Genomic DNA, 15260 nt, shown 5'->3' on the forward strand with positions numbered 1-15260 from the left:
TGGTATGATGGTCAAGAATACCACCACAAAGAGCAAACCCGGAGCAATCCGGGGACGCAAAGCCACGGATCCCCCAGGGACAGCCGGGTTGCCGTAGACCCATTTGCAGATAAGTTTTCAATCGTCTGCTAACGGTTCTTCGTCAAGCACATGACAAGGTGATCTATTGCCTCATTGTCTCCGGGGAATGGTTATTTAAATGAGCAACGCGGCAGCTTGAAAACCGTCCTTGCAGCGTCGTTCTTGATCGGAACACAGGGGGTAACTATGACATCGTATGGCTTCCCGGCACAACTTTCTTTCATCACGGATCTTTTTTTCAACACCCGTTTGCGCCAGGAGTTCGTTGCATCGATCGCCGACACATTGCAGGTATGGACCACTGTTGTGCTTACTGATCACATCGGTGGGAGGGCTTCATGAAGCAACGATTGACAAGACATGCGCTAATCGCAGTGATTCTGTTGGCATTGCTACCGGCAGCGCTGTGGGGCAAAGACATCCCTACTATTCGTGTTGCCGCCTTCAACTATTACCCCGCCATCTTCCTTGATACCGATAATCGGGTTCGAGGATTTTATGTCGATATGCTGGACGAGATTTCGACACGGGAGCAGCTCCGTTTCGAGTATGTGTTCGGCTCATGGAGCGAGGGGTTGGAGCGTTTGCAACAAGGCGAAGTCGATCTGGTTACCAGCGCCGCCTTTACCGAAGAGCGGGCCACCTTCATGGACTTTGGCGAGCAGGTTCTGCTCACCGTCTGGGGAGAACTCTATACCCCCAAGGACGAACAAACTGTCTCGATTACAGGCTTTCAGAATCAACCGGTTGCGGTCATGCGAGGTGATCATAATGCTCGATCCTTCAAGGAGCATCTGGAAAAGTTCGGCATCAGCAGCCGATTTATTGAGTATGCTGATTTCGATGAGGTCTTCGCGGCGGTCAAAGCAAAGAAGGTCCGTGGTGGTGTCGTCAATTCAGTTTTTGGCGATGCCGCTGCGAAACAATATGAGGTGCAATCAAGCGGTATCGCCTTTAAGCCCTTTGATATCTATTTTGCTACCGCCAAGGGACAGAATGCCGGGATACTGAGGTTGCTGGATGATTATCTTTTGCACTGGCGCAACGACAGCGCTTCAGTCTATTACCATGCCCGCCTGAAATGGGGTGCCGGGCAGGAACCGGAAGAAGTCATTCCGGTCTGGGTCCTCAAGCTGGCGGCCGTGGCAGCGCTGGTGATTTTCAGCGGACTGGTGTTTATTGTGCTGCTGCGCCATCAGGTAAATAAGGCAACCCGCGAGTTACAAAAAAGCAACAACATGATTCGCCTGTTGCTTGACTCCACTGCTGAAGGAATTTACGGCCTCGACATTCAGGGCAGCTGTACCTTCTGCAATGCAGCCTGCGTTCAGATCCTGGGTTATGACAATGAAGACCAGCTCATCGGTCGTAACATGCACGACCTGATTCACCATTCCCATGCAGACGGAACGGCAATGCCGGCCGAAGAATGTGATCTGCTAAAAGGTCTGGAACGGAAAGTTCATTGTGACAGTGAAATGTTCTGGCGTGCCGATGACAGCAGTTTCCCCGTCGAGTACTGGTCACATCCTATTCGTCAGGAGGATCAAGTAATCGGCCTGGTGGTCTCCTTTTTGAACATCACCGAACGCAAACGCATTGAGCAGGGTCTCATTGAGCAGAAAAATGCTTATCAAAGTATTTTGTCCGCTTCACATGACGGATTTTTAGCCCTCGACACACAGGGACACATATTGGATGTCAATCCAGCTTACCTGACTTTTTCCGGTTACGATCGGGAGGAATTGTTGAGCCGGCATATTTCTGAAATGGATGTCAACGAAAATGCTGAAGACGCCGCTCTGCACGTTACCAAAGTGATGACGCAGGGGAGCAATTTATTTGAAAGCGTACATCAACGTAAAGACGGTTCGGTCTGGCCGGCAGAAGTCAGTACGACCTACAGTCCGGTGAATGGGGGTCGCTTTTTCACGTTTCTTCGCGACATCACTGAACGCAAGAAGGCACAATGGGCGCTGGAACTGAAAAACCAGGAACTTGAGCAATTTGTTTACAGTGTTTCCCATGATTTAAAAAGTCCCCTGGTTACCGTCAGGACCTATGCAGACATGTTACGACAGGATCTGCAGAGCAAAGATCAGCAACAGATCACCGAAGACCTCAAATATATCGACAAAGCCGCCAATAAGATGCAGCAACTTCTCGACGCCTTGTTGCACTATTCACGCATTGGCAGAGCAGAGACACATGCCCAAACCTTATCGGCCCACCAGTTGGTTGACGACTGCTTAAGCGCCCTGGCAGGCATCCTGGAAAAGCAGCAGATCAAGGTGTCAACCAGTGAACTGCCCCAGCAGTTACATGGCGATTCCCTGCATTTTGAACGAGTCTGGCAGAACCTGATTGAAAACGCTGTCAAATACAGGGGGAATCAGGATCAGCTCCACATCGAAATTGGAACAAAACAACAGGGGCAAGATGTTATTTTTTATGTCCGCGACAACGGGATGGGGATTGCGCCTGAGCACAGCGAGCGCATCTTCAATCTGTTTTCCCAGCTCAATCCGGGGAGCGACGGCAGTGGGCTGGGGCTGGCCCTGGTGAAAAAAATCGTCTCTATCTATCAGGGTCGCATCTGGGTAGAATCGGCAGGAGAGGGGCAAGGCAGCTGCTTTATGTTTACCTTACCCGGGGCGACGGTCAAAACAGCTAGCGCCACATGACAAGCAAAAAACAACCTGATTACTCAGCGGTCAAAGGATGTTGAGCTTTTAATAACAGGTTAACAACCTCGGACGAAATGGAGGGCAATCAGACGATGCCGATATTTGACATGTTTCGTCACTCCTGGCTGGTAGCCGGGCGGATTGCCCTGTTTTACCTGGTTTTTTCACTTATCTGGATATACCTGGGCGATCTGATGCTGTTCCATTTAATTGAGGATACTAACCGCTTGACCCGTTGGCAGACATACAAAGGAGCTTTTTTTGTTGTTTTAAGCTCGACTCTCATCTACGCACTGATACTCCATGCAGTCAAAACACTGAAGCGAGAACAAGCTAAAGCTGAGAAAATTCTTTCTAGTCGCAATACCGCACTTAAGCAACGCAATAGTGCCCTTAAACAGTTTAACTACGCCGTTTCTCATGAGCTGAAGACACCGCTGGTCAGCATTGAGTCCTCTCTGGGGCTGATTCACAGCTCCCTGCCGCAAAATATGGACCCTGAGCTAACCACAGCCATCGGGTATGCCCGTTCCGCCACTCGACAGATGAATAACTTGCTTGAAAGTCTGCTGCTGATGTTCCAACTGGATGCAGCAGACAGGGTCACAGGGGCAACCGCCCTTCGTGCTCTGGTGCAGGATGCCATCGATCAATTAACCAGAGGGGGCAAGCTGAATGGAATCAAGCTGACCATTGCCGATGAAGGCCTGGACTTCTGCGGCGACCGAAACAAGCTGGTGCAGATCTGGCTGCACCTGATCGGTAACGCCGCCAAATACATGGGAGACCAGAAACACCCGGCTATTGCTATCGGGGCTGAGCCAGTTGGTCAGGACATCCGTTTTTTTGTTCGTGACAATGGCAAGGGTATTGAGATGTCTTATCAGGACAAGATTTTTGGTTTATTCGATCGACTTGACAAAACCGCCGACGGCACGGGGTTGGGACTGACCCTGGTAAAACGGATAGTTGAGTATTATGGTGGAACCATCCGGGTTGAATCAGCGGGAGCGGGTCAGGGAAGTTGCTTCTACTTTACCCTGCCGGATGCTCTGATTAATAAGGATAGGACAACATGACAAAGGAGAATAGCAGAGTCATATTACATGCGGAGGACGAACCGGCTCATGCGGCCATCGTTCGGTTGGCACTTCGGCACAATGCTGGTGATGTGCAACTTAGGCAGGTTGAGGATGGCAGGTCGGCACTTGACTATCTCTATCGCCGTGGGCCCTATGAGAATTCGGCCATCTCCCCCAGGCCCGACCTAGTTCTGCTTGATTTGCGGATGCCACATGTCAGTGGGCTTGAAGTTCTCGCCATCGTCAAGAAGGATCCGGAACTGCAGACGATCCCCGTGGTGGTACTGACAACCTCTGATATCGAAGAAGACCGTTCAGAGGCACGCGCCTGTGGGGTGGATGGTTATTTAACCAAGCCGGTCGATTTTGACAAGTTTGTGAGCATGATCAGTGAACTATGTAATACGTGGCTTTAGCGATCAGTTGACAAACACTGAGTCAATCATCGACATATAATGAAAGTATTTTTCTGTCCCATAAACCACCATCAACAGAACACGAAACGCCCACAGATACCAGCTCGTGGGCGTTTGTTATGATGCAGGCCTTGTAAGAATCACTTGCTTCCGCCAAATTCTTAACCTCCACTCAATCAAAGATGATTTATAAGACGCCACCTCCTTCCCGTTCATTCGAGTGGCGCTCATTCAAACCCAACTCAGGGAAAAGTCTGTGTTGTGTTGCTCATGAGTAAAAAACCCCGTCCTCTGAGCGGGGTTTTTTACTCATTTGATTTGGGATTGGTATAGTTCATGCGCTGATACCCTGCTGACCTATGAACATATCAGGCCGGGTTGGGGCCGTTAGAGCCAACAGAGCTGTGACATCAGGAGCAGCCTGCAGACAAAGAGCCTGACGAGAGCTGAAAGTGTAGAAGATTCAACGGTGTCACAAAAAAACAAACCGCCGCGCTTTTTCTCTTGACTCTGGTCTATGGTCAAGGGTTTAGGCTTGAACCAACAAAGAAGACAAATACCACAGACTCACAACTTCGGGAGCAACCACATGCCTCACTCTCTGACCATAGGCAAGCTTTCAAAGCAAGCAGGCATCAGCATTGACAGCATAAGATTTTACGAACGGCAGGGCTTACTCGCCAAACCGGCGCGAACCGAATCCAATTATCGACTCTACCCCCTGGAGGCAGCGAGTCGACTCAGGTTTATAAAAAAAGCGCAGAAACTTGGGTTTTCATTGGGTGAAATCCAGGATCTTCTGGATCTGAGTCATGATCCGTCGGCTTCCAAGGCCGACGTCAAGAAAAAAGCGCAGGGCAAAATCGCAGACATTAAGAGCAAAATTCAGGATCTAAGTCGAATGCTCAAAGCTCTAGAGCAATTGGACGAGAGCTGTGATGGGCATGGTTCGGTAGTCGGATGCCCGATCCTGATCGCATTGGCTGAAGATGACGGCCAGGAGTGTCATCACTAACAACAATTGAGGTAATTTTATGGACGCAACATGGACAAACATTCTCTGGTTCCTGGTCATTGGTGCCCTCTTTTTCATGATGATGCGCAAAGGTGGATGCTGCGGTAGTCATCGCCAAAAAGAACAAAAACAGGAAGTCAAATCAAGCAAAGCCGATCATAAGAAGTACAATTAACGTTGCTTTCTTTTTTGGAAAGCACAGATAAGCCTCATCACTTTTTACACGCAAAAGGAGATCACCATGAAAAGAGTATTGGGTACCACCGTTCTCATCGGTCTATTTCTGGGGGCAACAGTCCTCACCGGCTTTGCCGCCAGCGACCATGAAGCACATCACCCCGGCGGCGAACAAACTGCCGCACCGACGTCCTCCGAGAAAATGATGATGACGCAAGCGGCGAAGAGAGGCCAGATGCCCTGCATGGCTGATTCAGCTTCCGGCTCCACGTCCCAGATGATGGGCATGATGGGTGGCAAGGGGACGGGTGGCATGATGAGCGCCGGCATGTCCGGAATGATGGGTGGAGACGGCAGGCACAGCATGATGCACGGAGGACAAATGGGCATGATGGCGCAAGGCATGGGACATATGTTCTATCTCGACCGTGCTGATGAGCTTGGGCTCTCCGCAGATCAGGTAAGCAAGCTCAAAGCGATTCATGTGGAAGGCCGCAAGGACAACATCCGCAACGCTGCCGAAGCGCACATCGTCCGGCTGGAGTTGGCGGAATTGATCGCCGGCGAAACCTGGACGTTAAAGGACGCGGAGTCGCTCATTCGCAAGGTACAAAATCTTGAAGGCGACATGCAGATCCGTCACTTGCAGGCGCTGAGCGATGCCCGCAAGGTGTTGACCGCCGAACAATTGAAGCAAGCCCGGACAGACGGCGGTACTGATAATCCTGAAAGCCTGTTCCAATAACTTTCCACCGAAAGGTTAGGTGTACATCATGCGCGATCCGGTCTGCGGCATGACCGTAAGTACAGAGAAAAACGCCGGCTCCCATAGCCACGAAGGGACAGAGTATCTGTTTTGCTCCAGCAAGTGTCTGGAAAAATTCGTGGCCGACCCTGACGCCTACCTCCATCCACAGCCGAAGACAAACGACTCGGCGGCGGCGACGCGGGAATATACCTGTCCGATGCACCCCGAAATTGTGCAGCAGGGACCGGGTAGCTGCCCCAAGTGCGGTATGGACCTGGAGCCGATGACCGCGTCGGCCGATACCGATGAAGAGGAAGAAGTGGCGATTCGGAGCTTAAAGCGCAAAACCCTGGTCGCCGGGCTGCTGACCCTGCCGATTATGTTCCTCGCTTTTAACAGCATGATTCCCGGGCTCTCCTTCAATGAGATCATCGCGCCAAAAACCCAGGGATGGCTGGAACTGATCCTGGCGACACCAGTCATTCTGTGGGCGGGCGCCATGTTTTTCACCAGGGGTTGGCGTTCCATCGTCAACCGCAGCCTGAACATGTTCACCCTGATCATGCTGGGTGTCGGTGCGGCCTATGCATACAGCATCGTCGCGGTATTGTTCCCGGAACTCTTCCCGACATCCTTCCGCATCCATGGGGAAGTCGCGTTGTATTTCGAGGCGGCAGCGGTCATCACGACCCTCGTCCTGCTCGGGCAGTGGCTCGAAGCCCGCGCCCGGCGGCAGACCGGCCAAGCCATCCAGAGTCTACTCAACCTCGCAGCCAAGACCGCACATCGAATCAAGGATGACGGCGCTGAGGAGGAAGTGGCGATCGACGCCATTGTCAAGGGCGACCACCTGCGCGTGCGCCCCGGCGAAAAGATTCCCCTCGACGGCGTCATTATTGAGGGAAAAAGCACGATTGATGAATCCATGCTCACCGGCGAGCCGATCCCGGTAAAAAAGGGCAAGGACGACAAGGTCATCGGCGCCACGGTCAACCAGACCGGCAGTTTTGTCATGCGCGCGCAGGCCGTGGGCGAGGAAACCATGCTCGCACGGATCGTGAAAATGGTCGCCGAGGCCCAACGTAGCCGGGCACCCATTCAGAACCTGGTCGACCGGGTCGCGGGCTATTTTGTGCCTGCGGTAGTGCTGATCGCCCTGTTCGCTTTCGGCGTCTGGGCCTCCTTCGGTCCCGCACCGGCCATGGCCTACGCCATCGTCGTGGCCGTTTCGGTGCTGATCATCGCCTGCCCCTGCGCGCTCGGTCTGGCCACCCCCATGTCGATCATGGTCGGGGTTGGCAAGGGAGCTCAAAACGGCATCCTGATCAAAAACGCCGAAGCCTTTGAACGCGCCGAGAAAGTCACGCACCTCATCACCGACAAGACCGGCACCCTCACCGAGGGAAAGCCGTCGGTTGTCGATATTCGCGTGCCGGACGGTGTTAACACCGACGACTTGCTGCGTCTGGCGGCGGCGGTTGAATCTCAGTCCGAGCACCCTCTCGCCCGCGCCGTAGTCGATCAAGCGACGCAAGTGGGCCTTAAACTGCCGGTCATCACTGACTTTAAGAGCACCACCGGAGGTGGCGTCCAGGCCAGGGTCGATGGCAAGATGATTCGCATCGGCAAGCGGACCTTCCTCGAAGTGGACGACATCACCATCCCCGGCAACTTAAGCGAGGAAGCCGAGCGTCTGCAAGGCGAGGCCAAAACGGTGATCTGGACGGCACGCGACGATCAGCTCCTTGGCCTCATCGCCATCGCCGATCCGATCAAGAAAACCTCGAAGGAGGCCATCGCAGCGCTGCACGAAATGGGGATCACGGTCGTCATGTGCACAGGGGATAATCTGCGCACCGCCAACGCCGTAGCCACCGAACTGGGGATAGACGAAGTGCATGCCGAAGTGTCCCCCGAAGACAAACAACGCATCGTCAACGAATTAAAGGCCAAGGGGTATCGCGTTGCCATGGCGGGCGACGGGATCAACGACGCGCCTGCACTGGCCGCTGCCGATGTCGGCATCGCCATGGGCACAGGCACGGACGTTGCCATCGAGAGCGCCGGCCTAACCTTGGTGAAGGGCGACCTGCGCGGTATTGTGGGTGGTTTGCGTCTCAGCCAAGCCGTTATGCGCAATATCCGCCAGAACCTGTTCTTCGCTTTTATCTACAATGCCACCGGCGTTCCCATCGCAGCGGGAGTGCTCTATCCTTTCTTCGGCATCCTGCTCAGCCCGATGATCGCCGGTGCCGCCATGGCCTTCAGTTCCGTTTCAGTGATCACCAACGCCTTACGTCTGCGCAAGTTCACGATATAACGAGACCCTGGACGTTAGAGCGACGACATACAGGAGTTGAGTCATGAATGAGTCGATCAGTCATACTGGGGCATGGGGTATCGCGATGATCGTCATCGTTTTGATATCCTGGTTTTTCTATCGCTATGTTGCGCCGTAGAACTGGCGTGAGTGGGCGAGCGCCGGGGCGGTACAGGCCTTTATCATCGCCCTGTATACGGAGAGGTTCGGCTTCCCGCTCACCAGTTATCTGTGGGTGCGCTTTTTCGGCCTCGACAGTGCATTCGTCAGCACCAGCCTCTGGTCAGTTGCCAAGGGAGCTGTTGATGTTAGACAGCTTGTCGGAGGATGATGTGCAGCTGATCTGTCAAAAAAAAATTCAGCTGTGATGGTGGAGGAGTGAATATGAACGTGCGAGTTCAAGTCGATGATTCAGAGCCGGGTGAAATTCTTCAATGCCGAGAAAGGCCCGGTCTGAATCGGCTCAGCGGACAAGGGGAAAATACCAGTTGAACCGGGCATGTCGCTTCAAAAATGCCATGTAACAACAACGCTTTCGTGACCGCCGTTCACAAAAAATCAGTTGTGTCCGGTTAGAAAATTGCATTTAACCGGACACTACTGAGTCTGTGTTGTACTTGTGTCTGCGCCAGGCGAAAGGCAAGTCGATAATGGTGCCCGGAGTTTCAATCTCGTAGAGCAGGCGCAGGCTCTCGGTGACAACAGTGCGTTGCTGAGCCTTGTTATGCGGTTCACCAACGGGATGGCCGAAGGGCCATTTCAGAAACACCGTGCGAGGAGGTCTGACCTGCTCGGCGTATTCCCGTACGATGGAAATACCGATGGTGGCGATCCCGACTTCTTCAATGACCCGCTGAATCAGTCCCACGGACTGATTGCAGATCCCTCAGCCAGGAGTTAGCAGGACAACATCGACCTTGTCTTCGAGCAGTTTTCGGGCAACCTCCACAGCGGTTTGATGGATCAGGGTATCAATGTGCGGCCCGTCGATATGTCCCATAAAAGAATAGTGGATAGTGGCCAGGCTGCCGAGTTTCTTTTCCTCAACCATTTCCCGCATACGATCCAGCGGCAGGATGATGTTGGGATCCTTATCGGCATCGCTGTGGTCGTAATAGTCATGGGTAATGGTAAAATCGGCGAATAACCGGTTGCCATCAACCGCCCGGTAACTCGGGTCACCATTGGGGTCGTTCATGTCAAAGGGTTGCTGCTCCGGGTGATGAATGCCTGCCGTCGTTACCAACGCCAGCTTAGCCTGGTGCAAGGGAACCTCGGGGCGAACCCAGGGGATATCCCCTGAGTTCGCGCGCGGAATGTAGCTGTCCGTAAATTTTTTTGCCAGGGCCGGAAAGCGGGTTGCCAAACGGGCCAGCAGCTGATTTTTTTGACGGGAAAATAGCATTTATGCTTACCTGTTCCAAAGGCCGGTAGCGGCCGGACTGCGATGTTGAAGGTCCCCATCAAGCGTGCCATCTGCGCTGATGATGGGCAGTGTTGGATTGTTTGCCCATTCAATCCAGGAACCATCATAGTTCTTTATCCGCTCATAGCCAAGGCCCATTAGTACCAGCGTTGCATAAGCAGAGCGGATACCGGTCTGGCAATGGGCGACGATCTCCCGGTCGGGGGTCAGGCCACGTTCATTGAGTAGAGTGATGATCTCGTCGCGACTTTTTAGAACGCTTACCCCATCAACATTCTGCTGTAATTCCGTCCAATCCAGATGAATAGCACCTGGGATATGTCCACCCCGGTTCGCCCTTACCTCAGAGCCCAGAAATTCAGCTGTTCTGCGGGTATCCCAGATAACCGTATAGGGGTGATCTATACGGGTTCTGATGTAGTCCGCTTCTGCCCGCACATCGGGATAGCTTGGCAGTTCAACCACTCTGTACTCCACTGGTTCAGGCTTTGTGCTGGATAAAAGACTGGTCGGATGTCCTTCTTTAGACCATTTCTGATAACCGCCATCCAGAACGTAGGCATTGCGATGACCGTGGTAATGCAGGGTCCAGACCAACCGTGCCGCATAGGGGTTGTTGTCCTCAGCATAAACGATAACCGGAGTGTCCTGAGTGGCCCCCAGACTGCCAAGCAGGATAGCGATGTCGGCAAAGTCCGGCACCAGACTTTTAACCTCATTGCGGGTCGAGAGGAACTGGTCTCGGCTGACATGCTGTGCTCCATCAATATGGCCAAGCCAGTAGAGGGGCGCATGGCGCACATCCAGAACAAGAGCCTGCTCGCGGTTGTCAACCAACCATTCGGTACTGACAAAGTAACGGTCGAGGGAAGCGTGACTGGTGCCGACACTGATGGCCAGTAGTGCAATTACAACAGTAAAAAACCTTTTCATGGGATTGCTCCTTGTTGAGTGTGTATATGGGGTTATACTTTCAGCAAAGTACTGTGTCAACATAAATAATAAAATAATGTTAAACACACCTATCATTGCGGTTAATCTTCAAGCGCGGGGATATTGAACGGAGGGGAAAGGTTGAAGGCAGGCTACTCATATCATCAGACATTCTCAGCCAGTTGAGCCAACATGCATGATTGACGCTGCAAGCGCAGCAAAACCACCTGAATGAACAAGTTGCATCGGCAAACTTTGAGAACAGCCGCTGTGATGTGGTAGCTTTTTTACATATTGGTATTGCTAGAAGGGAGGTGTTTCTATGGCTGAAATTATTCATACATCACAAATCACGAGTACCAGAGACCGAGGGCCACGCTCATTTACATTGAACAGTGCCCAGCAGCCATGAGTGTTACTGGCTGCATCCGGATTGAACATTCCCTTGAACTTGATTTGGAGCAACGAGACAGTGGTGATTGCTTGCGTCAGAAGCTTTTTTAAACTGCCGATGTTCAGGTTTGTGATAGGTGACGTACAGGTCAAATCCAAGTTGCTAAATCAGAAAAAGTGAAAGCCAGTTGCGGGGATTTCTGACAATACCGAAACCTGGCATCGCTCCCTGGATGCTTCTCTTTATTCAAGGACTGATGTTAAAGTCTAATAACTATGGTTTGATGCGAGCCTACAAGCCTAAAAACGGAGCCATCCATGTGCCAATTGCTTGGTATGAACTGTAATGTCCCCACCGATATCTGTTTCTCTTTCAGCGGCTTTCGCAAAAGGGGCGGAGAAACGGATGTCCATCGTGACGGCTGGGGAATTGGATTTTTTGAAGGCAAGGGATCACGGGTTTTCCTTGATCCGGAGCCTTCAGCGCATTCCGTTTTGGCTGAACTGGTACGCAGCTATCCGATTCGATCACTGAACGTGATTGCTCATATCCGCAAAGCAACAGAAGGGGACGTAAGGTTGGAGAACACCCACCCTTTTCTCCGAGAATTGTGGGGGCGTCACTGGCTGTTCGCTCACAACGGTCATCTGCCCGATTTCAGGCCTCCACTAAAAGGGATCATGACTCCGGTGGGAAACACCGACAGCGAGTGGCTGTTCTGCTGGATATTGGAAAAGCTTCGGTGTCAATTCGGCACCAGGACTCCCTCCCGTAATGACCTTTTTTCCGCTCTGCGTAAACTAACTCTCACCTTTGCTGAACACGGCATCAGCAATTTTTTATTATCCAACGGTGACGTCCTGGTTGCCCACTGTTCGACCCATCTCAGCTATATCGTCCGACAGGCGCCGTTTGGGGAAGCACACTTGGCTGATGAAGATATGTCAGTCGATTTTCGCGAACTGACTAAGCCTGCAGATCGTGTTGCAGTCATTACCTCGCTGCCACTGACCGACAACGAAGCCTGGGTTGATATGCGGCCCGGAAGTCTGTGGATGTTCTGCGATGGAAACATCTATGACCAATGCGACACCATTCCCAGCCCGTACAAAACAATGGCGGACCTGGCGACGGCAACAGCAGAGGGTTCCCGATTTTGAATTTGTTAAGTGGCTTGATGCAGATCTGATTTTTGGTGAGCTGTTCAGGAACCCCTGTGAGGTACCAGTAGGTATCACTTATTTTGGCATGTCCAACATAGATCGATAGCGCCAAAATCGCCTGATTATCGGCTATACCCTGCTCGCAAAAGCGCCGTAAGAAGCAAAAAAAGCAGAGAAGGCTGTTTTTTGCGATTTTTCTGCTAGCATTTGATCTGGGTCAATTTTTTATAGCAGGTTTTGCGGCAGTGTTACTCGCAAGCACTATGAATCATCTAGAGCAACTAAGCGCAACAACCTATAACCCGAAAAAAAAGGAGTCCGTCTTATGAGTATGTTCTGTTATCAGTGTCAGGAGACAGCCAAAGGAAGCGGTTGCACCATCGCCGGCGTTTGCGGCAAAAAAGAGGATACCGCCGGTCTGCAGGATCTGCTGGTCTTTACCCTTAAGGGACTGGCGGTTGTCGCCGAGGAAGCCAAAAAGCAGAACAAGCTTGATCCGGCCATCGGACTGTTCATCTGCCAGAGCTTTTTTGCCACTATAACAAATGCCAACTTTGATAATGCCCGCTTCGTTGCCCTGATTAAGGCATCGATCTCCAAGCGCGATGCGTTGAAACTGGCCATCGGCTACAGCAGTGACCTTGATGCGGTCAACTGGAACGGTCCTGAGGGCGATTATGCCGCTAAAGCGGCCGAGGTCAGCGTCTTGTCACAGCCCAACGAAGATGTCCGCTCCCTGCGTGAGCTGCTGATCTATGGCCTCAAAGGGATGGCGGCTTATGCCGATCACGCTGCCGTACTCGGTTTTGAGAAGCCGGAAATCTACGACTTCATGATTTCCGCCCTGGCTACCACCACCCGCGACTTGAGCGTTGACGAGATGGTCGCTCAAGTCCTCAAATGTGGTGAGGTCGCAGTCACCACTATGGCCCTGCTGGATGAGGCCAATACCACCACCTACGGCAATCCGGAAATCACCACGGTGAATCTGGGCGTGCGCAACAACCCCGGTATTCTGATCTCTGGTCATGACCTCAAGGACATGGAAGAGCTGCTCAAGCAGACCGAAGGCAGCGGCGTCGATGTCTACACCCACAGCGAAATGCTGCCGGCCAACTATTATCCCGCCTTCAAGAAATATGATCATTTCGTCGGCAACTACGGTAATGCCTGGTGGTTGCAGGACAAGGAATTCACCTCCTTTAACGGTCCGATCCTGATGACCACCAACTGTATCACCCCGGTCAAAGAGGCCTACAAGGATCGCATCTACACCACCGGTATGGCCGGCTGGCCGGGCGCAACCCATATTGCTGATCGCCCCGAAGGTGGCGTCAAGGATTTTTCGGAGATCATCGCCAAGGCCAAAACCTGTGCCGCTCCGACCGAGATCGAGACCGGCACCATCGTTGGTGGCTTTGCCCATGCCCAGGTCATGGCCCTGGCTGACAAGGTGGTTGACGCCGTCAAGTCCGGCGCCCTCAAACGTTTTGTCGTCATGGCCGGTTGTGACGGTCGTCAGCCTGGTCGTAATTACTTCACGGAAGTCGCAGAAGCGTTGCCGAATGATACCGTCATATTGACCGCCGGTTGTGCCAAGTACCGTTACAACAAGCTCAACCTGGGTGACATCGGTGGCATCCCACGGGTTCTGGATGCCGGTCAGTGCAATGATTCTTACTCCCTGGCTTATATCGCACTGCAACTCAAGGAAGTGTTCGGACTTGAGGATATCAACGATCTGCCAATCTCTTACGATATCGCCTGGTACGAGCAGAAAGCCGTCGTTGTGCTTCTCGCATTGCTCGCGTTGGGAGTAAAGCACATCCGCCTGGGACCGACATTGCCGGCTTTCCTGTCGCCGAACGTCGCCAAGGTGCTGGTGGAAAATTTCGATATCAAACCGACAGGTGATGTCGCCGGCGATGTCGCTGCGATTATGGCCGGCAACTGATCGATACAAAAGCAAGGCTATGCTGGATCCTGAGCTAAGTGCCGGGGCTGACCAGCAGTCAGCAAAAAAAAGGGGGGGGCCGGTGTGTTATACCGGCCCCCCTTTTTTAATAATAACAACCGGGATACGGCGGTCGCTCTGGTTTTTCGGCTCCCTTAAGGGATTGGTGCTGCTCGCTACAGATCGATAATCCTGATCAGATGCGGACTGACCACTGCTCAGCTTCACCAGCCGGAGAAAAACCAGTGGGTCGTAACAACAAGAAACATCTCAGCGGCAAACAATGGATAGTCATCTTGCTTGCCATGACCTTACTGTTGGTGTGGGTCGGTCACCATGTCAGCGATTATTCTGGCCATCGGCCTGCTGGTCGATGACAGCATTGTGGTCCTGGAAAATATCCACCGTTACCTGGAGCAGGGGTTATGTGCAAAGACGGCGGCGATCAAGGGAACCGCAGAGATTCTGGTCCCAAGCAGCGGCGGGACGATCACCACCCTGGCGGTACGGGTCCCGCTGACGCTGTTGGGAGGATTCATCGGCGCCCTGTTCCGCCCCCTGGCCCTGACCCTGATCTTTGCTCTTTCTGCTTCGCTGATTATTTCCCTGACCCTGGTTCCTCCGATTGCCGCCGCCTGGTTACGACCTGACACCGGGCAATCCTGCTATTACTGGTCGCCGCCATTTTCCTGTTGTGGATGGGCGGTAGTGAAATGATGCCCCGTTTTGACTCCGGCAGCTTAACCGGCAGGTTGAAGTTGGTAAGGGCCCCCTCCTGCCGGGCCCCATCTTGAAAATATCCCGTCCGGCAGTCCAGATCAAAAAAAACAACAAAAAATGTCATAATTGATCCCGGTCATGTTT

The 15260-nt window shown here is 52.7% G+C and carries 12 protein-coding genes and 1 riboswitch; of the genes, 9 read left to right on the forward strand and 3 right to left on the reverse strand.

Annotated features, from left to right (window positions below; all coding sequences use genetic code 11):
* Positions 1-21 precede the first annotated feature (21 nt).
* A riboswitch (cyclic di-GMP riboswitch) is annotated at positions 22-96 on the forward strand.
* A gap of 323 nt (positions 97-419) precedes the next feature.
* From ICT70_RS03120 to ICT70_RS03145, 6 genes are all read left to right on the forward strand, one after another.
* Positions 420-2765: a PAS domain S-box protein gene (locus tag ICT70_RS03120; RefSeq protein WP_191153933.1), complete on the forward strand. Its 2346-nt coding sequence runs from the start codon at positions 420-422 to the stop codon at positions 2763-2765.
* A gap of 95 nt (positions 2766-2860) precedes the next feature.
* Entirely contained in the window at positions 2861-3847 is a 987-nt protein-coding gene (locus tag ICT70_RS03125; protein WP_191153934.1) for a sensor histidine kinase, read from the forward strand.
* Positions 3844-4266, forward strand: a complete 423-nt coding sequence (locus tag ICT70_RS03130) for a response regulator (protein WP_191153935.1) — start codon at positions 3844-3846, stop codon at positions 4264-4266. The genes ICT70_RS03125 and ICT70_RS03130 overlap by 4 nt, the downstream gene beginning before the upstream one ends.
* Before the next feature lie 589 nt (positions 4267-4855).
* On the forward strand, positions 4856-5281 hold the full coding sequence (locus ICT70_RS03135; RefSeq protein ID WP_191153936.1) for a heavy metal-responsive transcriptional regulator: 426 nt from the start codon (positions 4856-4858) through the stop codon (positions 5279-5281).
* A gap of 241 nt (positions 5282-5522) precedes the next feature.
* Positions 5523-6203 (forward strand): hypothetical protein, encoded by a 681-nt coding sequence (locus ICT70_RS03140; RefSeq protein WP_191153937.1) that lies wholly within the window; start codon positions 5523-5525, stop codon positions 6201-6203.
* Positions 6204-6231: 28 nt separating this feature from the next.
* Positions 6232-8526 carry a heavy metal translocating P-type ATPase gene (locus ICT70_RS03145; protein ID WP_191153938.1) on the forward strand — a complete coding sequence of 765 codons (2295 nt, stop codon included), beginning with the start codon at positions 6232-6234 and terminating at the stop codon, positions 8524-8526.
* 586 nt (positions 8527-9112) lie between these two features.
* Here the strand turns inward: ICT70_RS03145 and ICT70_RS03150 are convergent.
* Genes ICT70_RS03150 through ICT70_RS03160 form a run of 3 tightly spaced genes read right to left on the reverse strand, consistent with a single transcriptional unit; the run spans position 9113 to position 10885 of the window.
* Positions 9113-9394 carry a hypothetical protein gene (locus tag ICT70_RS03150; protein ID WP_191153939.1) on the reverse strand — a complete coding sequence of 94 codons (282 nt, stop codon included), beginning with the start codon at positions 9392-9394 and terminating at the stop codon, positions 9113-9115.
* A gap of 18 nt (positions 9395-9412) precedes the next feature.
* A complete protein-coding gene (locus ICT70_RS03155; protein WP_191153940.1) occupies positions 9413-9931 on the reverse strand; it encodes a glycine/sarcosine/betaine reductase selenoprotein B family protein in 519 nt (172 codons plus the stop codon).
* 6 nt (positions 9932-9937) lie between these two features.
* Entirely contained in the window at positions 9938-10885 is a 948-nt protein-coding gene (locus ICT70_RS03160; protein WP_191153941.1) for a sulfurtransferase, read from the reverse strand.
* Positions 10886-11596: 711 nt separating this feature from the next.
* On the opposite strand from ICT70_RS03160, the gene ICT70_RS03165 reads away from it, so the two are divergent.
* The 3 genes from ICT70_RS03165 (at position 11597) to ICT70_RS03175 (ending at position 15113) form a co-directional block, all read left to right on the forward strand.
* Complete coding sequence (locus ICT70_RS03165) at positions 11597-12439, forward strand: class II glutamine amidotransferase (protein ID WP_191153942.1); 843 nt, start codon at positions 11597-11599, stop codon at positions 12437-12439.
* Positions 12440-12767: 328 nt separating this feature from the next.
* Entirely contained in the window at positions 12768-14396 is a 1629-nt protein-coding gene (gene hcp / locus ICT70_RS03170; RefSeq protein ID WP_224746785.1) for a hydroxylamine reductase, read from the forward strand.
* Between the two features lie 336 nt (positions 14397-14732).
* Positions 14733-15113, forward strand: coding sequence for an efflux RND transporter permease subunit (locus tag ICT70_RS03175; RefSeq protein WP_224746786.1), 381 nt, complete (start codon positions 14733-14735; stop codon positions 15111-15113).
* Positions 15114-15260 lie beyond the last annotated feature (147 nt).

The organism is Pelovirga terrestris (assembly GCF_014773365.1).
Classification (GTDB): domain Bacteria; phylum Desulfobacterota; class Desulfuromonadia; order Desulfuromonadales; family Geopsychrobacteraceae; genus Pelovirga; species Pelovirga terrestris.